The 20,560-nt window shown below is 69.4% G+C and carries 17 protein-coding genes; 3 read left to right on the top strand and 14 right to left on the bottom strand.

Going from position 1 to position 20,560, the window contains the following annotated elements; genetic code table 11:
- Positions 1-16 precede the first annotated feature (16 nt).
- The 4 genes from ABD289_RS04695 to ABD289_RS04680 all read right to left on the bottom strand — a co-directional run bounded on the left by ABD289_RS04695 (position 17) and on the right by ABD289_RS04680 (position 2,963).
- The gene (locus ABD289_RS04695; RefSeq protein WP_344127159.1) at positions 17-688 is read right to left on the bottom strand and encodes a TrmH family RNA methyltransferase; all 672 of its coding nucleotides are present in this window, start codon (positions 686-688) and stop codon (positions 17-19) included.
- A gap of 176 nt (positions 689-864) precedes the next feature.
- Positions 865-1,404, bottom strand: coding sequence for an orotate phosphoribosyltransferase (pyrE, locus tag ABD289_RS04690; protein ID WP_344126883.1), 540 nt, complete (start codon positions 1,402-1,404; stop codon positions 865-867).
- Between the two features lie 36 nt (positions 1,405-1,440).
- Complete coding sequence (locus ABD289_RS04685; protein WP_344126881.1) at positions 1,441-2,214, bottom strand: SDR family NAD(P)-dependent oxidoreductase; 774 nt, start codon at positions 2,212-2,214, stop codon at positions 1,441-1,443.
- A gap of 20 nt (positions 2,215-2,234) precedes the next feature.
- Positions 2,235-2,963 carry a type III secretion system chaperone family protein gene (locus tag ABD289_RS04680; protein WP_344126879.1) on the bottom strand — a complete coding sequence of 243 codons (729 nt, stop codon included), beginning with the start codon at positions 2,961-2,963 and terminating at the stop codon, positions 2,235-2,237.
- Between the two features lie 244 nt (positions 2,964-3,207).
- On the opposite strand from ABD289_RS04680, the gene ABD289_RS04675 reads away from it, so the two are divergent.
- Positions 3,208-4,419, top strand: a complete 1,212-nt coding sequence (locus ABD289_RS04675) for an MFS transporter (RefSeq protein WP_344126877.1) — start codon at positions 3,208-3,210, stop codon at positions 4,417-4,419.
- 149 nt (positions 4,420-4,568) lie between these two features.
- On the opposite strand, the gene clpB is transcribed toward ABD289_RS04675, so the two are convergent.
- Positions 4,569-7,151 (bottom strand): ATP-dependent chaperone ClpB, encoded by a 2,583-nt coding sequence (gene clpB, locus ABD289_RS04670; RefSeq protein WP_344126875.1) that lies wholly within the window; start codon positions 7,149-7,151, stop codon positions 4,569-4,571.
- A gap of 226 nt (positions 7,152-7,377) precedes the next feature.
- On the opposite strand from clpB, the gene ABD289_RS04665 reads away from it, so the two are divergent.
- On the top strand, positions 7,378-8,946 hold the full coding sequence (locus tag ABD289_RS04665) for an alanine/glycine:cation symporter family protein (RefSeq protein WP_344126873.1): 1,569 nt from the start codon (positions 7,378-7,380) through the stop codon (positions 8,944-8,946).
- Positions 8,947-9,107: 161 nt separating this feature from the next.
- Here ABD289_RS04665 and ABD289_RS04660 read toward each other — a convergent pair whose 3' ends face one another.
- The 5 genes from ABD289_RS04660 to ABD289_RS04640 form a co-directional block, all read right to left on the bottom strand.
- Positions 9,108-9,944 (bottom strand): YceI family protein, encoded by an 837-nt coding sequence (locus ABD289_RS04660; protein WP_344126870.1) that lies wholly within the window; start codon positions 9,942-9,944, stop codon positions 9,108-9,110.
- Between the two features lie 67 nt (positions 9,945-10,011).
- A complete protein-coding gene (locus ABD289_RS04655) occupies positions 10,012-12,441 on the bottom strand; it encodes a DHA2 family efflux MFS transporter permease subunit (RefSeq protein WP_344127157.1) in 2,430 nt (809 codons plus the stop codon).
- Positions 12,442-12,515: 74 nt separating this feature from the next.
- A complete protein-coding gene (locus ABD289_RS04650) occupies positions 12,516-13,001 on the bottom strand; it encodes a MarR family winged helix-turn-helix transcriptional regulator (RefSeq protein WP_344126868.1) in 486 nt (161 codons plus the stop codon).
- 159 nt (positions 13,002-13,160) lie between these two features.
- Positions 13,161-13,640 carry a MarR family winged helix-turn-helix transcriptional regulator gene (locus ABD289_RS04645; RefSeq protein WP_344126866.1) on the bottom strand — a complete coding sequence of 160 codons (480 nt, stop codon included), beginning with the start codon at positions 13,638-13,640 and terminating at the stop codon, positions 13,161-13,163.
- A gap of 245 nt (positions 13,641-13,885) precedes the next feature.
- Complete coding sequence (locus tag ABD289_RS04640; protein WP_425564557.1) at positions 13,886-14,638, bottom strand: pyridoxamine 5'-phosphate oxidase family protein; 753 nt, start codon at positions 14,636-14,638, stop codon at positions 13,886-13,888.
- A gap of 352 nt (positions 14,639-14,990) precedes the next feature.
- On the opposite strand from ABD289_RS04640, the gene ABD289_RS04635 reads away from it, so the two are divergent.
- On the top strand, positions 14,991-16,094 hold the full coding sequence (locus tag ABD289_RS04635; protein ID WP_344127155.1) for an FAD-binding oxidoreductase: 1,104 nt from the start codon (positions 14,991-14,993) through the stop codon (positions 16,092-16,094).
- A 92-nt stretch (positions 16,095-16,186) separates the two neighbouring features.
- On the opposite strand, the gene ABD289_RS04630 is transcribed toward ABD289_RS04635, so the two are convergent.
- From ABD289_RS04630 to dnaK, 4 genes are read right to left on the bottom strand one after another with little or no spacing between them, the layout of a single operon-like run.
- On the bottom strand, positions 16,187-16,615 hold the full coding sequence (locus tag ABD289_RS04630) for a heat shock protein transcriptional repressor HspR (protein ID WP_344127153.1): 429 nt from the start codon (positions 16,613-16,615) through the stop codon (positions 16,187-16,189).
- Positions 16,616-16,644: 29 nt separating this feature from the next.
- On the bottom strand, positions 16,645-17,832 hold the full coding sequence (gene dnaJ, locus ABD289_RS04625; RefSeq protein ID WP_344126862.1) for a molecular chaperone DnaJ: 1,188 nt from the start codon (positions 17,830-17,832) through the stop codon (positions 16,645-16,647).
- Between the two features lie 25 nt (positions 17,833-17,857).
- A complete protein-coding gene (grpE, locus tag ABD289_RS04620) occupies positions 17,858-18,589 on the bottom strand; it encodes a nucleotide exchange factor GrpE (protein WP_344126860.1) in 732 nt (243 codons plus the stop codon).
- Positions 18,586-20,478, bottom strand: coding sequence for a molecular chaperone DnaK (gene dnaK, locus ABD289_RS04615; RefSeq protein ID WP_344126858.1), 1,893 nt, complete (start codon positions 20,476-20,478; stop codon positions 18,586-18,588). Before dnaK ends, grpE begins: the two co-directional genes overlap by 4 nt.
- Between the last annotated feature and the right edge of the window lie 82 nt (positions 20,479-20,560).

Raw genomic sequence — 20,560 nt, 5'->3', positions numbered from 1 at the left:
GTTCTAGGCAAAACTGTCACCAGGCCTGGGTGAGGTCGGCGTGTTGCTGGATCCAGGTGTGCATGACGATGCCCGCAGCCACGCCTGCGTTGATGCTGCGGGTGGAGCCGAACTGGGAGATGGAGACGACCTGGTCGGCGCCGCCGCGGGAGTCGTCGCTGATGCCCGGGCCCTCCTGGCCGAAGAGCAGGACGCAGCGGGGTGGCAGGGCGGCCCGTTCGACGGGTTCGGCGCCCGGGGTGTTGTCCACCGCGACGACGGCGAGGTCCTGCGCGTGGGCCCAGTCCACCAGGGATTCGACGTCCGGGTGGTGGTGCACGTGCTGGTAGCGATCGGTGACCATGGCGCCGCGCCGGTTCCACCGGCGACGGCCCACGATGTGCACCGCCTTGGCCGCGAAGGCGTTCGCCGTGCGCACCACGGTCCCGATGTTGTGGTCGTGCTGGAAGTTCTCGATGGCGACGTGGAAGTCGTGCCGCCGGGCGTCCAGGTCGGCCACGACCGCCTCGCGCCGCCAGTACCGGTAGTGGTCGACGACGTTGCGCCGGTCGCCGTGCTCGAGCAGCTCCGGGTCGTAGCGGTCATCGCTCGGCCAGGCGCCCTCCCACGGACCGACCCCGACCGTGGTGCCCCACTCGGTCGGACCGACGTCCTCACCGGCGGTGCCCGCGCCCGCGGTCCGACCCACGTCGCCGCTCGCGGCCACGCCTGCGCCCACGTCCGGACCGGTGTCGCCGCTCGCGACCGGATCAGCGCCTTCGCGCACCACCGGCCCCAGGTCCTCGCCGGTGCCGGACGCCGCGTCCGCGCCGTCGCTCACGACCTGAGCCGCGCGGTCGGTCGTGGTGGGTTCGATGTGCTCGGTCACGCCAGGCCGAGGTCGGACAGGCCGAGCAGCGAGCGGTAGGGAAGCCCTTCGGCTTCGATGACCTCGCGCGCCCCGGTGTCCCGGTCGACGACGGTGGCAACTCCGACGACCTCGGCGCCGCCCGCGCGCAGCGCCTCGACCGCGGTGAGCACGCTCCCGCCGGTGGTCGAGGTGTCCTCCACGGCGAGCACCCGGCGCCCGGTGACGTCCGGCCCCTCGATCTGGCGCTGCATGCCGTGCGTCTTGACCGACTTGCGCACCACGAAGTTGTCCAGCGCGGGACCTCCGGCGTGCAGCATCGCGGCGGCGACCGGGTCCGCGCCCAGGGTCAGCCCGCCGACGGCCGCGTAGTCCCAGTCGGCGGTCAGCTGCCGCAGCAGTGTTCCGATCAGCGGCGCGGCCTCGTGGTGCAGGGTCGCCCGGCGCAGGTCGACGTAGTAGTCGGCCTCCTTGCCGGAGGACAGGGTGACGCGACCGTGCACCACGGCCAAGTCGGTCACCAGGGCGGCGAGCTTGGAGCGCTGCTGTTCATCCACGGGACCGAAGGATACTTCCCCGGCGAACGCGACCGGTCAGGTGCGGCCCGGCACGGTCCGGGTGACGATCGCGCGCTGCACCGGCTTCGGGATCAGCTTGCCGAGCGCGACCAGCGCCTTGTACTGCAGGCCGGGGATCGACACCGCCTTGCCCGCGCGCAGATCGGCGAGCGATTCGTGCACGACCTGGTCCGCCTGCAACCAGAACGCGCGCGGCAGCCTGCCCATCTCCAGCCCGGCGCGCTGGTGGAACTCGGTCTGGGTGAAGCCCGGGCACAGCGCCATGACCCGCACCCCGGTGCCGTGCAGCGTGGTGTTGAGGCCCTCGGACAACGTGGTCACGTACGCCTTGGTCGCCGAGTAGGTGGACCCGGACACGGAGAAGAAGCCCGCCACGCTGGACACGTTGATCACATCGCCGCGTCCGCGCTCGCGCATCACGCCCACCGCCGCGCGGGTCAGCCCCAGCACTGCGGCGGCGTTGACGTTGAGCTGCTTCTGCAGGTCCTCGAGCGGCAGCTCCCAGAAGGCGTCGCTGGTGCCGAAGCCCGCGTTGTTGACCAGCACGTCGACCGGGTTGCCCGCGTCGGCGAGCCGCTGCTCGACCTGGGACCGCTGCTCCGGGACGGCCAGGTCGGCGGCGAGCGTCTCGGCCCGCACGTTGTGCCGGGTCTGCAGCCGGTCGGCGAGCTCGGCGAGCCGCTCGGAGTCGCGGGCCACCAGGATCATGTCGTGACCCTCGGCGGCGAGACGACGAGCGAAGGCGCGGCCGATGCCCGCCGTGGCGCCGGTTACGAGTGCGGTAGGCATGGTTCCGAACCTACCTGGACTCAGCCCAGCCGCTCGGAGGAGTGCTCCGGTTCGGCGCCCGCCTCGATCTGCTGCGGCGCCTCGCCCTCGTCGAGCGGCTCGTTCGGATCGGTGTCGAAGGGGTCGATCAGATCGGCGAGGTCGCCGAGGTCGCGCAGCAGCCGCTCCAGCCGCGCCGGGTCGGCGTCGGCCGGGTGCAGCGCCGCGAGAACCCAGTCGTTCTCCAGCCACACCACGGTGATGTCGTCACCGATCTCCTCGACGGCCTCGATCAGGTCCGGGGTCACCAGCGGGCGCGCGGACGCGACCTCGGTGACGAACGCGTAGCGGGAACCGACCGGGCCGAGCAGGTCCAGCTCGGAGTCCTGCGGGACCGGCACGTCCGGCAGCCACAGCTCGACCGTGGCGGGGGTGCTGCGGCGGCAGCGGATGCCCGCCAGCACCGCGGTCGACTTGCCCGCGACGTCGAGGTCGAGCACGTAGACCTGGCGGCGCCCGTCGGCGGTGAAGGTCGAGCCCGCGACCACGTCGGTCGCGGTGACGCTGCCGTACTGGGCCAGCACGCCGCGCTCCCAGCGCGTCGGCAGAACGCGGTCGAGGTCGGCGAACTGCCAACCGCGCAGCGACGCCCATCGCCGCCGCTCCCGGTTGCTGGAGGCGCGTCGCGACCTGTCGACGATTAGCAGCGCCACGCCCGCGCCGATGGCGACGACCGCGACAAGGAACCAGAGCCACGCAGGTATGCCCACACCGCGCAGGGTAGTCCGAAGATCGCCGTCTTCGAAGATCGGCCACCGATCTCAATCGGTTGACCTTGGACCGGCCCGCTGGAAACGCCGCGTGGCCACCCGCGCGAGCCCAGGGCGTCGGCGCGGAACGTCACCTGTCCGCGTCGAGAGGTGAGCCCGGCCACTGCGGGCGCACCCCCGGAATGGTTCGTATTGCTAAGCGGTTCGACGAGGTAGACCCGCATTCCGAGGCTTGAGGACGTGCATGACCACCGAACTGGCTCGCCCCCAAACCCCGTCGCGCTCGCGAGGCCTGTCCCGGACGACGTCGTTCTGGTTCATCGGCGGCCTCTACGCCCTGTTCCTGATGGCCTCCACCGCGCCGTCGCCGATGTACTCGCTCTACCAGCAGCGCTGGGGCTTCTCCAACACCGTGCTCACCGAGGTCTTCGCGATCTACTCGGTGGCGATCCTCGGCGCGCTGCTGCTGGTCGGCTCGCTGTCCGACCACATCGGGCGGCGCCCGGTGCTGCTGATCTCGCTGCTGGTGCAGCTGGCCGCGGTGCTGGTGCTGGCCTTCGCGCCCGGCACCGGCTGGTTGTTCCTGGGCCGGGCATTGCAGGGCGTGGCCACCGGGGCCGCCACCGGTGCGTTCAGCGGCGCGCTGCTGGACTTCCAGCGACCGGGTTCGACGCTGGGTTCGCTGGTCAACGGCATGGCCGCCTCGCTCGGCCTCTCCGGCGGTTCGCTGCTGGCCGGGTTCCTGGTCCAGTTCGCGCCCGGCCCGACGGTGACCAGCTACTTGCTGCTGGCGGCCGCGTTCGTGGTGGCGGTCCCGCTGATCGTGACGATGCCCGAGCCGGTCGGCGACATCCGCCCGCTGCGCGAGGCGCTGCGCCCGCGGCGGCCGGTGGTGCCCGCCGGGCACGGGCTGCGGTTCGCGCTGCTGGCCACGACGCTGACCGCTTCCTGGACGGTCGGCGGGATGTTCATGTCGCTGGCGCCGTCGGTGGCTCGCGGCATGGTCTCGGCGATGCCGAACCTCGTCGGCGGGCTGCCGATCGCGATCGTGGCCGGAGTCGGCGGCATCGCGCAGGGGCTGCTCGCCGGCTGGCCGGGACGACTGGCGGTCCGGGTCGCCTCGGTGCTCATGATCGCCTCGCTGACCGGCGTCGCGACGTCCGTGCTGCAGGACAGCGCGGTCCTGTTCTTCGGCTCGTCGGTGGTGCTCGGCCTGGGCTGGGGCCTGATGTTCATGGGCGGCTTCCGGATGCTCACCGCCCTGGCCGCCCCGCACCAGCGCGCGGGCACCGCGGCGATGATCTACGTGGTCGCCTACCTTTCGGCGACGGTGCCAGCGATCGTGCTCGGCTACCTCAGCACGGCCACCAACCTCACCGTGGCCACGGTGACCTTCGCGGCGGCCGCGGCGCTGTTCGCCGCGATCGCCGGCCTGGCCACGTTCAAGACCCGATAGGAACCGAACCCGCCGGTTTCCGGCCGCGGATTCCACTACCGGACGGATTGATTCTTTCCAGTTCAAGATATCGTTTTGAAACGTATTTTTCCGCGCGGCGGGCATCTCGCGCCACGATGCCCGTCGCACCATTCCATAAATAGAACGACTCAGCCGCCGGAGACGGTGAGCGCGTCGTTTTCGTCGGTGATGTCGACGATCACCTTGTCGCCGTCCCGGATCTCCCCGGCCAGCAGTTTCCGAGCCAGTTGGTCACCGATCGCCGACTGGACCAACCGGCGCAGCGGCCGCGCCCCGTAGACGGGGTCGAAGCCGTTGAGCGCGAGCCAGTCGCGGGCGGCGGGCTGCACGTCGAGGGTCAGGCGCCGCTGCGCCAGGCGTTCCGCGAGCCGCTCGACCTGGATGTCCACGATCGACGTGAGCTCCTCGGTGCTGAGCTGCCCGAAGACCACGACGTCGTCCAGCCGGTTGAGGAACTCGGGCTTGAAGTGCCCGCGCACGACCGACATCACGGCCTGCTCGCGCTCCTGCTCGCCCAGCTGCGGATCGGCCATGGCCTGCGACCCGAGGTTGGAGGTCAGCACCAGGATGGTGTTGCGGAAGTCCACCGTGCGGCCCTGCCCGTCGGTGAGCCTGCCGTCGTCGAGGACCTGCAGCAGCACGTCGAAGACGTCGCTGTGCGCCTTCTCCACCTCGTCGAACAGCACGACCGAGTAGGGGCGCCTGCGAACCGACTCGGTGAGCTGTCCGCCCTGGTCGTGGCCGACGTAGCCGGGCGGCGCGCCGACCAGCCGGGCCACCGAGTGCTTCTCGGCGTACTCGCTCATGTCGATGCGGATCATGGCCCGCTCGTCGTCGAACAGGAACCCGGCCAACGCCTTGGCCAGCTCGGTCTTGCCGACACCGGTCGGGCCCAGGAACAGGAACGAGCCGGTCGGCCGGTCGGGGTCTGCCACACCCGCGCGGGCGCGCCGCACGGCGTCCGCGACCGAGCGGACGGCCTTGTCCTGGCCGACCACCCGAGCACCCAGTTCGTCCTCCATGCGCAGCAGCTTCTCGGTCTCGCCGGCCAGCAGCCTGCCCGCGGGGATGCCGGTCCAGGAGCTGACCACGTCGGCGACGTCGTCGGCGGTGACCTCCTCCTGCAGCATCGCCTTGCGCTCGGCCTGGGCCTCGGTGGCCGTCTCCAGCTCCTTCTCCAGCTCCGGGATGCGGCCGTAGCGCAGCTCGGCGGCCTTGCCCAGCTCGCCGTCGCGCTCGGCCCGCTCGGACTCCCCGCGCAGCTGCTCGAGCTGGGTCTTCAGGTCGCGGACGGCATCGATGGAGGTCTTCTCCTGCTGCCAGCGCGCGGTGAGCTCGGAGAGCTTCTCGCGGCGGTCGGCGAGCTCGGCGCGCAGCGCGGCCAGCCGGTCGGCCGATGCCGCGTCGGACTCCTTGGCCAGCGCCATCTCCTCGATCTCCAAGCGCCGCACGGCCCGCTCGACCTCGTCGATCTCCACCGGCCGGGAGTCGATCTCCATGCGCAACCGGGACGCCGCCTCGTCGACCAGGTCGATGGCCTTGTCCGGCAGGAACCGGGCGGTGATGTAGCGGTCCGAGAGCGTCGCCGCGGCCACCAGGGCGCCGTCGGTGATGCGCACGCCGTGGTGCACCTCGTAGCGCTCCTTGAGACCGCGCAGGATGGCCACCGCGTCCTCCGGCGAGGGTTCGCCGACCAGCACCTGCTGGAAGCGGCGCTCCAGCGCGGCGTCGGTCTCGATGTGCTCGCGGTACTCGTCGAGCGTGGTGGCGCCGACCATGCGCAGCTCACCGCGGGCGAGCATCGGCTTGATCATGTTGCCCGCGTCCATCGCGCCCTCGCCGGTCGCCCCGGCTCCGACGATGGTGTGCAGCTCGTCGATGAAGGTGATGACCTCGCCCTCGGAGTCGGTGATCTCCTTGAGCACCGCCTTGAGCCGCTCCTCGAACTCACCGCGGTACTTCGCCCCGGCCACCATCGAGCCGAGGTCCAGCGCGATCACGCGCTTGCCGCGCAGCGAATCGGGGACATCACCTGCGACTACGCGCTGCGCGAGGCCTTCGACGATGGCGGTCTTGCCGACGCCGGGTTCACCGATGAGCACCGGGTTGTTCTTGGTCCGCCGGGACAGCACCTGCACCACCCGGCGGATCTCGGTGTCCCGCCCGATCACCGGGTCCAGCTCGCCCGCGCGGGCCCGCGCGGTGAGGTCCTGGCCGTACTTCTCCAGCGCTTGGTAGGTGCCCTCCGGATCCGGGCTGGACACCCGCGCCGAGCCGCGCACCTGCGCGAACGCCTCCTGCAGCGCCTCCGGCGTGGCTCCGTGCTTGCGCAGCAGGTCGGCGACCCGGCCGCCCTCGGCGGCCAGCCCGACCAGCAGGTGCTCGGTGGAGACGTACTCATCGCCCATCTCGGTGGCCAGCTGCTGGGCGTGCGTGAGCGACCGCACCGCGTCGCGCGAGAGCTGCGGAGCGCCCACGGTGGAGCCGGTGGCCGCCGGTAGCGCGTTGGCCAGCTGTTCCAGCTCGCGCCGCACCTCGGCGGGCTCGGCGCCGACGGCTCCGAGCAGCGGGGCGGTCAGCCCGTCGCCCTGGGCCAGCAGCGCGCCCAGCACGTGCGCGGGGCCGACATCGGGGTTGCCTGCCATCGTCGCGGCCTGCACCGCGGACGAGATCGCCTGTTGGGTCTTCGTGGTCGGGTTGAACGCGTCCATTCCTCACCTCTGCCGTGGGCGGTGCCGCCTGATCCTCTCCCAGAGCACCGCTTCCTACACGCTCAACGTTAGGAAACTTGAGCTTGTTCCGCTCAAGTTACCGGCTGCGGGTGTCACCGTATTCACACGGGACCAATACTCGATGTAACGAATCGTGTGGCGGTTTTACCAATTGTTACGTGTACTCCTTGTGCTTACCGCGACCACTCGTTTTAGCTATTGCGCTATGAACACCGCCATCTTCAACAGCGCCTCCCCGCCGGACGGGCAAATCGTCCTCGCGGCGGAAGGTGGAGTTCTCGGAAACATCGAGAACTCCATCAACACGGTCTTCGATCCGGTCGCCACCGCCCTTTCCAACTTCGTCTTCGCCGAAATCTCGATCGCCGGTGTGTCCTTCCCGTGGATCGTGGCGTGGCTGGTCGTCGCCGCGACCGTGTTCACCGTCTTCTTCGGCTTCATCCAGTTCCGGAACTTCAAGCTGTCCGTCGACCTGGTGCGCGGCAAGTACACCGACCCCAACGAGGCCGGCGAGATCAACCACTTCCAAGCGCTGGCCTCGGCGTTGTCCGGCACCGTGGGCATGGGCAACATCGCCGGTGTCGGTGTCGCGGTGACCATGGGCGGCGCCGGTGCGACGTTCTGGATGATCCTGTGCGGCCTGCTCGGCATGGCCACCAAGTTCGTCGAGTGCACCCTGGGCGTGAAGTACCGGGACATCGACGAGGATGGCGTCGTGCACGGTGGCCCGATGCGCTACCTGCGCAAGGGCATCGCCGAGGTCATCCCGAACGCCTTCGGCCGCGGGCTGGGCAAGACCCTGGCCGTGCTCTCGGCGATCGCGATCCTGCTGTTCGGCATCGGCGGCGGCAACATGCTGCAGGCCAACCAGACCTTCGCCCAGCTGCGCGACGTCACCGGTGGTGACAACGGCTTCCTCGGCAACGACGGCGCCGCGCTGATCTTCGGCATCCTGCTGGCCACCATCGTCGGTGCGGTGGTCTTCGGCGGCATCAAGGTGATCGGCAAGGTCACCAGCCGCCTGGTGCCGGCGATGGCCGCCATCTACATCGGCGCCTGCCTGCTCGTGATCATCATGAACCTCGACACCGTCCCGCTCGCGGTCACCGAGATCGTCAGCGGCGCCTTCACCCCGGAGGCCGGTTTCGGTGGTCTGATCGGCGTGCTCATCGTCGGCTTCCAGCGCGCGGTCTTCTCCAACGAGGCCGGTCTGGGCTCGGCGCCGATCGCGCACTCCGCGGTCAAGACCGACAACCCGGCCACCGAGGGTCTGGTCGCCCTGCTCGAGCCGTTCATCGACACCGTCGTCATCTGCACCATGACCGCGCTGACGATCGTCATCGCGCAGCCCCAGATCTGGCTGCAGGGCCAGCAGACCGTGATCAACGGTGGCGAGGCCCCGGACGGCGTGACCGTCACCTCCGACGCGTTCGCGACCTTCCTGCCCTGGTTCCCCTACGTGCTGACCGTGGCCGTCGTGCTCTTCGCCATCTCCACGATCATCACCTGGGGCTACTACGGCCAGCGGGCCTGGCTGTTCCTGTTCGGCAACAGCAAGGCCAGCTTCCAGATCTACAACCTGGTCTTCTGCGGCTTCGTGATCGTCGGCTCGGTGCTGACCATGGACGCGGTGTTCGACTTCACCGACGCGGTGATGTTCACGCTCGCCCTGTTCAACCTGATCGGCCTCTACATCATGCTGCCGGTCGTCAAGCGCGAGCTGGCCAAGTACAAGGCCAAGCTGCGCAGCGGGGAGATCACGAAGACCAAGTAGTCCTCCCGCTCCGCTCGCGGACCGAGCGAAGAACGAGAAGCCGTGCGCACCCCCGACGGTGCGCACGGCTTCTCGTTGCCCAGGCGGCGCGAGGCGACTTCAGGGGCCCTCGCACCGCCGCGCAAAACCCGAACCGGGTCTCTCCTTCAGTCCTCGCGCCTTCAGTCCTCGCGAACGGCCTGGACGTCGATCTGGACCTTCAGCGTGGTGCCGACCGCGGCGATGCCGGTCTGCAGCGCCTGGTTGAAGGTCATGGCGAAGTCGTCCCGGCTGAGCTGCGTGGTCGCAGTGGCCGAAGCGCGGGTGCCGCCCCACGGGTCCGGGCCGACGCCGGCGAACTGCGTGTCCAGCACGACCTGCCTGGTCATCCCGCACAGCGTGAGCTCGCCGGACAGGTCCCAGCGGTCGCCGCCCCGGCGGGTCAGGCCGGTGGAGCGGAACGCGATCTCCGGGTGCTGCTCGGTGTTCAGGAAGTCCGCGTTGCGCAGGTGCTCGTCGCGCATGTCGTTGCCCGTGTCGATGCTGGCCGCCACGATCCGGGCGGCCACCGCGGACGACTCCACCGGGTTGGCGACCGTGATCTCGCCCGCGAAGTCGTTGAACCGGCCGTGGATGCTGCTGATGCCCAGATGCTTGGCGGTGACCTGGATCGAGGAGTGCACCGGGTCGATTCGCCACAACCCCGGCGCGGGCAGGTCCGCCCCGCCGACGCGCCGCAGCTCGACCTCGCCGAGGGCGGTCGAGGCGCCGTCGTGCACCACGGTGCTCCTGGCCAGCGGCTCGTGGCCGACGGCGGTGATGATGGCGGTGTAGGCACCGGGCGCGAGCCCGGAGGCCACGATCGAGCCCCGCGCGTCGCCCTGGCAGCGGGCCGCCTGCGCGCCGGTGCCGTCGATCAGCGTCAGCACCGCCTCGGTCACCGGCCAGCCGTCGGCACCGCGCACCGCGGCGGTCACCGCACCCGTACCGGTCTGCAGGCCTGCGGCCTGTGGATCCATCTGGAAACTCCTTGTCGGTGCCTGTCCGGCGAGCCCGGGCCACCGGTTCGCCGGACAGGTCTTGCGCTCACGCCTCGGGGTAGCCCAGTTCGACGTCGTGGGTGTTCTCCTGGCCCTCGAGGCGCAACGAGGTCGCCACCGGCGGGTACCCGGTCGCGATCACCGTGAACTCGCCGTCGGGCAGGTCGGTGAAGTGGTACCGGCCGTCGATGTCGGTCGTGGCCGCGCTGACGACCGCGCCCGTGGTGTCCAGCAGGGTCACCCGCGCGTCGGGAACCGGTGCCCCGAGGTTGGCCGAGCGGATCACGCCGGAGAGCTCGGCACCGGTCTGCAACGCCACGTCCAGCTCGACCTGCTCGCCGTCGGTGACGGTCACCGGGGTGGCCACCGGCCGGTACCCCTCGGCGTTGACGGTCAGCGCGTAGGAGCCGCCGACCAGGTCGGCGAAGGCGTAGTCACCGTCGGATTGCGTGGTGTCGGTGGCCACGACCTCGCCGCGGACGTCGGTGAGCACCACCATCGCGCCCGCGACGGCGGCCTCTCCGCTGTGCACGCGGCCGGCCAGCTGGCCCGCGCCGAGCAGCTGCACGTCGTGCCGCACCGGCCCGTCGCCGACCGCGACCATCGAGGCGGTCGGCTGGTAGCTGCCACCGGAGGCGATGAGCACGTAGCTGCCGCCATCGGCGACGTCGAGCCGGTAGGAACCGTCGGAGTCGGTGCGAGCCCGCTCGACCTGGCGCCCGCGAGCATCGGTCAGGGTCAGCACCACGCCCGGCACCGGGTTGCCGACGGAGTCCTGCACGAAGCCGTGCACCACGCGACCGCCGGCGAGCTCGGCCAGATCACCCACGATCCGGCCGTTGACCGAGTCCGGGCGGACCTGCTCGGACCGCGGAACCGCCACCGGCGCGCCGTTGACCTGCGCATTCTCGCCCACCGGGGCGTCCACGGATTCGTCGGACGCGGTCACGCGAACCTCCTCCAGCTCCTCGTCGCTCTCCACAGTTGTACGCAGTGGCTTCTCCCGGATGAACAGCGTGGTGATCAGGGTGACCACGGCGACGCAGGCCGAGATGAGGAAGATGTCACCGATCGCGTCGCCGTAGGCCGAGCGCACGATCGTCTGAATCGGCCCGGGCAGGGCACCAACGTCCAGGTCGCTCGTGCCGCCACCGCCGGCCATCGCCTGCGCGGCGCCGGGGATCGCGGACAGGCCGTCGCGCACGTACTCCTCGACCCGCACGGCCAGCACCGCGCCCAGCACCGACACGCCGGACGAGCCGCCGAGGGTGCGGAAGAAGGTGACCACCGAGGTGGTCGCGCCCATGTTCTTGGCCGCGGAGGCGTTCTGCACCGCGAGCACGAGGTTCTGCATGAGCATGCCGACGCCGCTGCCCATCAGGAACAGGTAGATCCCGACCAGCACCAGGTCCGTGTCGTGATCGATGGTGCTCAGCAGGCCCATCCCGACCAGCATCGTGACCGAGCCGCCGATCAGGAACGGCTTGATCTTGCCGGTGACCTTGGAGATCACCTGGCCGGAGATGGTCGAGGAGAGGAACAGACCGATGACCATCGGCAACGTCATCAGGCCCGCGTGCGTCGGCGTGAAGCCGCGCGCGATCTGGAAGTACTGCCCCAGGAACACCGCGCCGCCGAACATCGCGGTGCCGACCGAGACCGTCCCGATGGTGGCCAGCGTGACCGTGGGGTTCTTGAACATCTTCAGCGGAACGATCGGTTCGCTGTGCTTGGACTCGATGATCACCGCGATGATCAGCGCGAGCAGCCCGCCACCGACGAACATGCCGGTCTCGGGCGAGAGCCAGTCGAAGCTCTTGCCGGCCAGCGAGACCCAGATCAGCAGCAGGCTGACGCCGCCGACCAGGAACAGCGCGCCGAACCAGTCGATCTTGACCTTGCGCTTGATCACCGGCAGTTTGAGCACCCGGCCGAGCACGATGAAGGCGATCACCGCGATCGGCGCGGTCACCCAGAAGCACCAGCGCCACCCCAGCCACGGGGTGTCCACGATGAGGCCGCCGACCAGCGGCCCGGAAACCGTGGCCACCGCGAACGTGGCACCGATGTAGCCGCTGTAGCGGCCGCGTTCGCGCGGCGAGACCATCGCCGCGATCACGACCTGGATCAGCGCCTGCAGACCGCCCATGCCGATGCCCTGCAGCGCGCGGAAGCCGATCAGGGCCTCCATCGACTGCGCGAAGCCGCCCAGCACCGAGCCGATGGTGAAGATGGTGATCGCAAGCTGGTAGAGCAGCTTCTTGCTGAACAGGTCGGCGAGCTTGCCCCACAGCGGCGTGGTCGCCGTGGAGGTCAGCAGCATCGCCGTGACGACCCAGGTGTACTGCCCCTGGGAACCGTGCAGGTCGGCGATGATGCGCGGGAGCGCGTTGGACACGATGGTGGAGCTGAGGATGGCCACCAACAGCGCCAACATCAGGCCGGACATCGCCTCGAGGACCTGTCGATGCGACATCTTCGGCTCTGCGGCCGATTCGTGCGGCGCGCTCGGGCGAGCCGACGCCTGCGGCATCGTCTCAGTCGAGCTGGTCATCGGTTTCCTTCCCTGTTCACGGGGTCGCAGTCCCCGTCCTGGATCGTGTGACGGCGGATGTCGCGCATCGCGCTGTCGAGCAACCGGGCGAGCTCGTGCACCTCGGCGTCGTCCCAGTCCCGGAGCGCCTCACCGATCCACTCGGCCTTGCGCGCCTCCAGGGCGCTGACCGCTCGCTCACCGTCGGTGGTGGCGCGCAGCAGCGAGACGCGCTTGTCCGCGGGGTCCGGACGTCGGCTGATCAACCCGGCGGATTCGAGCTGCCCCACCTGGCGGCTCACCACGGAGGCATCAACGACGCGGTGGTGCGCGAGATCTGAAGCCCGGCATTCGCCGCGATGGACGAGTTCGGTGAGCAGACCGGAAGCCGCGTAGGGCACGTTCTCGGCTTCGAGTCGCTTCTGGAGTGCGACCTGCTTGAGCCCCAGCAGTGCGCGCAGCGGCTGGAGCAACTCAGCACAGGTCTCTGCGGTCGGTCCCATGTGAGCCCATTCCTTTAGTTGCTGAACGCAACCTTATCGCCGTTTGGTTGTAGCACGCAACTTATTGGAGCGTGACCACCCGCACAGGCCCACGGCAGTTTTGCCCAAAACCGTCACATGATCATGTCCGCTTTGTCCGGACAGTTATAGGCAAAACTGTCAGCTGAGGGTGTTGAGCTTGTTGAGCAGCCGGGCGAGGTCCGCCAGATCCTGGGTGTTCCAGGTGGCGAACTGGCCGCTGAGGTGCTTGCGGCGTTCGCCGCGGACCTGCTGGAGGCGTTCGGCGCCCAGCTCGGAGAGCTGGATGAGGCGGGCGCGGCCGTCGTCCGGGTCCGCGACGCGTTCGAGCAGCGCGAGGTCGACCAAGGTCGCGATCTGCCGCGACACGGTGGACTTGTCCAGCCCGGTGCGGTCGGCGAGGTCCATGCCGCGCAGCGGGCCGTCGGCGGCCACCATCAGCAGCAGGCTGTAGGAGGCCGGATCGAGGTCCGGGTGCACCAGCGCCGCGACCTGGGTGGACAGGTTCCGCGCGTTGCGGAACATCATCACCAGCTCGTGTTCGACCCGCTCGGCTGCCTCCCGACGTTCCGGATCACCGGAATCGAAGGGGCCGCCCGCCGTGTTGTCCTGCTCGATCAAAGTCTCTCCGCCACCCCGGTCCGTTTCACCCCCACTCTAGGGAGCAACACCAACCCCCGGACCACCAGGCGGCCACCACCCACCCGACCGGCAACGGCGAAGGCGGCAGCGGCACCCGAGCAGGGGAAGTGACAGTTTTGCCTAAAACTGTCCGGACATTTCGGGCACTAGGGCCTCGCAGTTTTAGGCAAAACTGTCGCCCCCGCCCACTTAGGTGAGGTTGGCGAGCGGGCCGGGCACCGGGGCTAGGAGCCCACGGACTCGTGCCAGGGGCGGGGCTGCCCCTTGGCTCCGAAGTAGTCGCCGCCCTTGCGCTTGACGTCGTCGCTGCCCCAGTTGCGCTGGCGCAGCACCGGGACCATCCGGGGGATGTGCTTGCGGCAGTGGATGTAGGCCTCCTCGACCTGCACCACCACCCACCGCTCGGGGGTCCGGCCACGATCGAACTCGGAGGGCAGCGCCGGGTAGATCTGCCGGAGGTCGCCGTCCTCGACGATGCGGGCCTTGCCGTTGACGTGCAGGCCGATCAGGTCGGTGACGAAGTCGACCATCAGGATCCCGACGTGCGGGTTCTCGCTGATGTTGCCGAGGCTGGCCAGCACGCCGTTGCCCCGGTACTCGGGATAGCACAGGTGCTGGTCGTCGAGGACCTCGATGAAGCCCGGTGGTCCCGCGCGCAGGCTCGAGTCGCATTCGCCGTGCTTGTCGGAGGTGGCGATGAAGGCCATCTCCATGCGGGCGACGAACTCCTGCATCTCGGTGTTGAGGCGGTCGAGCACCTGGTCGTCGTAGAAGCGCCGGGCGCGCTTCTCGGTGCCGTAAGCGGTCTGCAGCAGGTGTTCGCCGGCCGACCCGGGTAGGGCGGGCTCGCGTCCGGCGAACGGGTCGTGCGGCGTGTCGGGGGCGCCGGCGGTGGTGCCGTTCCGTAACGGGCTGATCGCCTTCGGCGATTCCGACGGTTCGGCCATTTCCAGGTCGAGCATGGCAGGGGGTGCCACGCCTGTCGGGGGTGTGTGATCGGGGGTCACGGCGGAACACGGTGTCATGTCGCCATCTGTCGTAACAGCATCAGGTACTAGGTTCCCCCGAGAGACTGATGGAAGATCTACGCGAGGTAGTTAGAAAACACTCAAACGTGCCATCAAGGCAGACGTCCCGTTGAACTCGGGTTAGGGTCCACCCTGTGTCGGGGGACGTTTGCAGGTAGCGGTGCACCACATCCGAAGTGCGTCCGCCAACGTGGAGAAGACTGCGCCCGACATGACGAACGCCGTATTGAGCCCCGGCCCGCCCCCGAACGAACCGAACGACTCCGGTTCCGCCGCCGCCGACGACGACGGCGTGAGCAAGATGGTTCGCCTGATCCGCGAGAGCTTCGCCGTGGTGGAGCCGCACTCCGACGAGGTCGCGAAGTTCTTCTACGGCACGCTGTTCAGCATCGCGCCGCAGACGCGCGACCTGTTCGCGGCGAACATGGAAGTGCAGCGCAGCCGCCTGCTGCGCGCACTCGTGCACGTCATTCAGATGGTCGACAAGCCCGACGAGTTGCTGCCGTTCCTGCACCAGCTCGGCCGTGACCACCGCAAGTTCGGCGTGGTCAACCAGCACTACGAGGCGGTCGGCACCGCACTGCTCGCGGCGATCAAGAAGTACGCCGGGGACGCCTGGACCGATCAGGTCGAGCGCGCCTGGGCGGAGTGCTACACGGTCATGGCCTCGGCGATGACCGAAGCGGCGGCGGCCGACGACGGCCCCGCCTGGTACACCGCAGAGGTCATCCACCACGAGCGGCTCAGCTGGGACGTCGCGGTCGTGCGGGTGCAGACCGATCACCCGGTCCCCTACGAGGCGGGTCAGTACGTCAGCGTCGAGGTGCCGCAGCGACCGCGGCTGTGGCGCTACCTGTCCCCGGCGAACGCGCCGAACGAGGACGGGTACATGGAGTTCCACGTCCGCGCCGTCGAAGGCGGCTGGGTCAGCCGCGCGATGGTCGGCCACGTCCGGCCCGGCGACCAGTGGCGCATCGGTGCTCCGATGGGCAGGCTGACGGTGGACCGGGAGAACTCCCCGGACGTGCTCATGATCGCCGGCGGCACCGGGGTGAGCCCGATGCACGCCATCATCGACGAGCTCGCCCAGTACGGCGACAACCCGCGCGTGCAGCTCTTCTACGGCGGCCGGACCCGCGATGACCTCTACGACCTGGAGAAGCTCCAGCAGGTCGCGATGCACAACCCGTGGCTGACGATCACTCCGGTGCTCGACGACGATCCGGAGTTCGACGGGGTCGAGCACGGCACCCTCGCCGACGTCGTCTCCCGCTACGGCGCCTGGGAGGACTGGGACGTGCTGATCTCCGGTTCCCCGGACATGATCCGGGGAACGGTCAGCAAGATGCTGGTGGCCGGGACCTCCCTGGACCGGATCCGCTACGACCCCTTCACCCTGGACTAGCGGGTCGATTCAGCGCGCGAAACGAGAACTCCTGAGAACGCCAAGCGCGGCGCCCTCCCACCGGGGGAGAGCGCCGCGCTCCGCATCGTCGCTCAGCGCCTGCGGTTCGGCTTCCAGACGACGAGCGCCGTTTCCTGGCGGACCGGAACGAGGTCCCGGCGGTAGGAGGCGTGGACCTGCGCCGCGGCCGCCTCGGCGGCGGCGTGCGCGGCGGCCAGTTCCTCGGTGAGCTCCTGGACCTTGCCGCGCAGCGCATCGACCTGGTTCTCCAGATCGATGATGCGCTTGATCCCCGCCAGGTTGACGCCTTCTTCCTGGGAGAGCCGCTGGACCTCGCGAAGCAGGGCGATGTCCCGCAGCGAGTAGCGCCTGCCGCCGGCCTGGGTGCGTCCGGGCGAGACCAGCCCGAGCCGGTCGTAGCTGCGCAGCGTCTGCGCGTGCAGCCCGGACAGCTGTGCCGCCACCGAGATCACGAACATCGGCGTTTCCTCGTCGGCACCGGGCGGGAACGTGAATCCCATCCCGGCATCGGCCATGCGGCGAGCCATGCCTACCTCCCGAGCAGCTCGTTGAGCTCGCGGCGCGGATCGTGGTCGGCCGTGGCCTCCCGGTAGGCCTCGAGGGCCTCGGTCGCCCGGTCATCCAGCTTGGACGGCACCGAAACCTGCACCGTGACCCGAAGATCACCGGTGCCGTTCTTCTTGCCCACGCCTTTGCCACGCACCCGGAAGGTCCGTCCGCTCGCGGTCCCGGCAGGCACCTTCAGCGAGACCTTCCCGTCCAGGGTCGGCACCGTCAACGTAGTTCCCAGCGTGAGTTCGGGGAAGGTCACCGGGACCGTGATCGTCAGATCATCACCGGATCGTCCGAACACCTGGTGCGGGTTGACGTGCACCACCACGAACAGGTCACCGGCGGGCGCCCCGTTCTTGCCGGGCTCGCCCTGCCCGGCCAGCCTGATCCGCTGACCGTCCTCGACCCCGGTTGGCACGCGCACGGTCAGCGTCCGGCTGCGGGTGGCCACGCCCTCGCCCGCGCAGTCGCGGCACGGGGTGTCGATGAGCTGGCCGCTGCCCCGGCAGTCCGGGCACGGCTCGCTGAACGCGAACGCGCCCTGATTGCGGGTGACCAGACCACCGCCACCGCAGGTGGTGCAGCTGCGCGGCCGGGTGCCCGGCTTGGCGCCCGACCCGTGACAGGTCTGGCAGGTCGCCGGGCTGGACAGCCGCAGCGGCACCGTGGCCCCGCGCACCGCTTCGGTGAAGTCGATGCGCACCTCGGTCTCCACATCGGCGCCGCGCCGCGGCCGGTTGGCCGTGCTGCCCGCGCCACCGCCCGGACGCCGATTGCCGAACAACCCGCCGAACAGGTCGCCGATGCCACCGGCTCCGCCGGGCTGCTGCCCACCGCCGAAGAGATCACCGATGTCGAAGCCGCCGGTCCCGGGGGAGCCGAAGCCACCGCCGCCGCCGAAGCCGCCCTGGCCGCTGAACCCACCGGAGCCGAACAGCCTGCGAGCTTCGTCGTACTGCTTGCGCTTGTCCGGGTCCGACAGCACGCCGTAGGCCTCGGAGACCGCCTTGAACTTGGCCTCGGCCTTGGAGTCACCGGGGTTGGCGTCGGGGTGGTTCTCCCGGGCCAGCTTCCGGTAGGCCTTCTTGATCTCGTCGCTCGAAGCATCGGAGGAAACGCCCAGTTCGGCGTAGAAATCCTTGTCAAGCCATTCCCTGGCACTCACCGGGCGTTCCTCCTCCCGCTCTCGATCACTCTTGTTCGGTGGACTCGCCGGACGCGGACTCGCCGGACGGGGCCTCGCCGGACGGGGCCTCGCCCGCGGGCTCGTGGTCGGTCACCGCGACCATCGCCGGACGCAGCACCCGCTCGCCGAACTTGTAGCCGCGGCGCAGCACGGTGGTCACCGTCGGCCCGGAGACGTCCGGAGAGGTGTCGTGCTGGACCGCCTCGTGCACCGACGGGTCGAACTCGTCGCCCTCGGCACCGAAGTGCTCCAGCCCGGCCGAGTTCAGCGCACCGACGAGCTTGTCGGCCACGGCCTTGAACGCCCCGGTGAGATCCCCGTGGGACTCGGCGCGTTCGATGTCGTCGAGCACGGTCAGCAGGTCACCGGCGACCGACGCCTTCGCCGAAGCGATCGCCGAGTCCCGGTCGCGTTCCACCCGCTTGCGGTAGTTCGCGTACTCCGCGGTGACCCGCTTGAGGTCGGCGGTGAGGTCGTCGACCTGCTTCTGCAGACCGGTCGGCTCATCGCCCTCGGGGGGCTGTTCCGGCTGTTCCAGCTGCTCGGCCTGCTCGACGACGTTCTCGTCGTCGAGGGTGCCGGACATGCTTTCGGCCACCTGCGCCTCATCTCCGTTCGGAGCAGGAGTCCGGGGTTCGCCGGTCTCGGGGTCGATGCGACGCCGATCCCGGACGACCACCGGTTCTTCCTGCTGCTCGCCTTCGTTGCGCGACATCTCGGGCCCGCCCGCGGTCACTGCTTCTTCTCGTCCTCGTCGTCGACGATCTCGGCGTCGACCACGTCGTCGTCCTTGGACTCGCCGGAGCCAGCGGCACCGGCCGCACCGGCGGCACCGGCGGCACCGGCAGCACCCGCGGCGCCGTCAGCACCACCGGCAGCGGCGGCGGCATCGCCGTAGATGGCCTGGCCCAGCGCCTGGGACTCGGTGGCCAGCTTCTCCACCGAAGCGGAGATGGCGGAGACGTCCTCGCCCTTGAGCGACTCGTTGACCTCGTCGATCGCGGCCTGGACCTTGTCCTTGGTCTCCTGCGGCAGCTGCTCGTCGTTCTCCTTGAGGACCTTCTCGGTCTGGTAGACCAGCGACTCGGCCTGGTTGCGGGCCTCGGCCTCCTCGCGACGCTTCTGGTCCTCCTCGGCGTGCGCCTCGGCGTCGGAGACCATCCGGTCGATGTCCTCCTTCGGCAGCGCGGAGCCGCCGGTGATGGTCATCGACTGCTCCTTGCCGGTGCCCTGGTCCTTGGCGTTGACGTGCACGATGCCGTTGGCGTCGATGTCGAAGGTGACCTCGATCTGCGGCACCCCGCGCGGCGCGGGCGGCAGCCCGGTCAGCTCGAACATGCCGAGCTTCTTGTTGTGCGCGGCGATCTCGCGCTCGCCCTGGAAGACCTGGATCTGCACCGACGGCTGGTTGTCGTCGGCGGTGGTGAAGGTCTCCGAGCGCTTGGTCGGGATCGTGGTGTTGCGCTCGATCAGCTTGGTCATGATGCCGCCCTTGGTCTCGATGCCCAGGGACAGCGGCGTGACGTCGAGCAGCAGGACGTCCTTGACCTCACCGCGCAGCACACCGGCCTGCAGCGAGGCGCCGACGGCGACGACCTCGTCCGGGTTGACGCCCTTGTTCGGCTCCTTGCCGCCGGTGAGGTCCTTGACCAGATCGGACACGGCGGGCATCCGGGTGGAACCGCCGACCATCACGACGTGGTCGATCTCGGAGACCTTGATGCCCGCGTCGCGGACGACCGCCTCGAACGGCTTCTTGCAGCGATCGAGCAGGTCCGAGGTGATGCGCTCGAACTCCGCGCGGGAGAGGGTCTCGTCGAGGAACAGCGGGTTCTTGTCCGCGTCCACGGTGATGTAGGGCAGGTTGATGTTGGCCTGCGAGGAGGAGGACAGCTCGATCTTGGCCTTCTCCGCGGCTTCCTTGATCCGCTGCATGGCCATGCGGTCCTTGGTCAGGTCGATGCCCGACGTGCCCTTGAACTTCTCGACCAGCCATTCGACGATGCGCTCGTCCCAGTCGTCACCGCCGAGGCGGTTGTCACCGGACGTGGCGCGGACCTCGACGACGCCCTCGCCGATCTCCAGCAGCGAGACGTCGAAGGTGCCGCCACCGAGGTCGAAGACCAGGATGGTCTGTTCCTTCTCGCCCTTGTCCAGGCCGTAGGCCAGCGCGGCCGCGGTCGGCTCGTTGACGATGCGCAGCACGTCGAGACCCGCGATCTGACCGGCTTCCTTGGTGGCCTGCCGCTGCGCGTCCTCGAAGTAGGCCGGCACGGTGATGACCGCGTCGGTGACCTCCTCGCCCAGGTAGGACTCGGCGTCGCGCTTGAGCTTCATCAGGACTCGCGCGGAGATCTCCTGCGGCGTGTAGTCCTTCTCGTCGATGCCGACGGTCCAGTCGGTGCCCATGTGCCGCTTGACCGACCGGATGGTGCGGTCGACGTTGGTGACCGCCTGGTTCTTGGCAGGCTGACCGGTGAGGATCTCGCCGTTCTTCGCGAAGGCGACGATGGACGGCGTGGTCCGCGAGCCCTCGGAGTTGGCGATCACCGTCGACTCACCGCCCTCCAGGACGGAAACGACAGAGTTGGTCGTCCCCAGGTCGATACCGACCGCTCGCGCCATTGGTGATTCCTCCAGTACTTGATCCATCCACTCAACGCCGGTTCGGGCGATTGAGCCTTGCTCACTCAAGTTTTACCCACCG

The organism is Saccharopolyspora halophila (assembly GCF_039531955.1).
GTDB lineage: Bacteria > Actinomycetota > Actinomycetes > Mycobacteriales > Pseudonocardiaceae > Saccharopolyspora > Saccharopolyspora halophila.
This window is presented reverse-complemented; position numbering and strand designations above follow the sequence as displayed.

Coding starts and splice junctions, on each gene's coding strand:
- ABD289_RS04675 (WP_344126877.1), top strand. CDS start 3,208: ATGACCACCGAACTGGCTCGCCCCCAAACCCCGTCGCGCTCGCGAGGC.
- ABD289_RS04685 (WP_344126881.1), bottom strand. CDS start 2,214: ATGCCTACCGCACTCGTAACCGGCGCCACGGCGGGCATCGGCCGCGCC.
- clpB (WP_344126875.1), bottom strand. CDS start 7,151: ATGGACGCGTTCAACCCGACCACGAAGACCCAACAGGCGATCTCGTCC.
- ABD289_RS04635 (WP_344127155.1), top strand. CDS start 14,991: ATGGTTCGCCTGATCCGCGAGAGCTTCGCCGTGGTGGAGCCGCACTCC.
- ABD289_RS04630 (WP_344127153.1), bottom strand. CDS start 16,615: ATGGGATTCACGTTCCCGCCCGGTGCCGACGAGGAAACGCCGATGTTC.
- ABD289_RS04650 (WP_344126868.1), bottom strand. CDS start 13,001: ATGGGACCGACCGCAGAGACCTGTGCTGAGTTGCTCCAGCCGCTGCGC.
- dnaK (WP_344126858.1), bottom strand. CDS start 20,478: ATGGCGCGAGCGGTCGGTATCGACCTGGGGACGACCAACTCTGTCGTT.
- ABD289_RS04655 (WP_344127157.1), bottom strand. CDS start 12,441: ATGTCGCATCGACAGGTCCTCGAGGCGATGTCCGGCCTGATGTTGGCG.
- ABD289_RS04660 (WP_344126870.1), bottom strand. CDS start 9,944: ATGGATCCACAGGCCGCAGGCCTGCAGACCGGTACGGGTGCGGTGACC.
- ABD289_RS04665 (WP_344126873.1), top strand. CDS start 7,378: ATGAACACCGCCATCTTCAACAGCGCCTCCCCGCCGGACGGGCAAATC.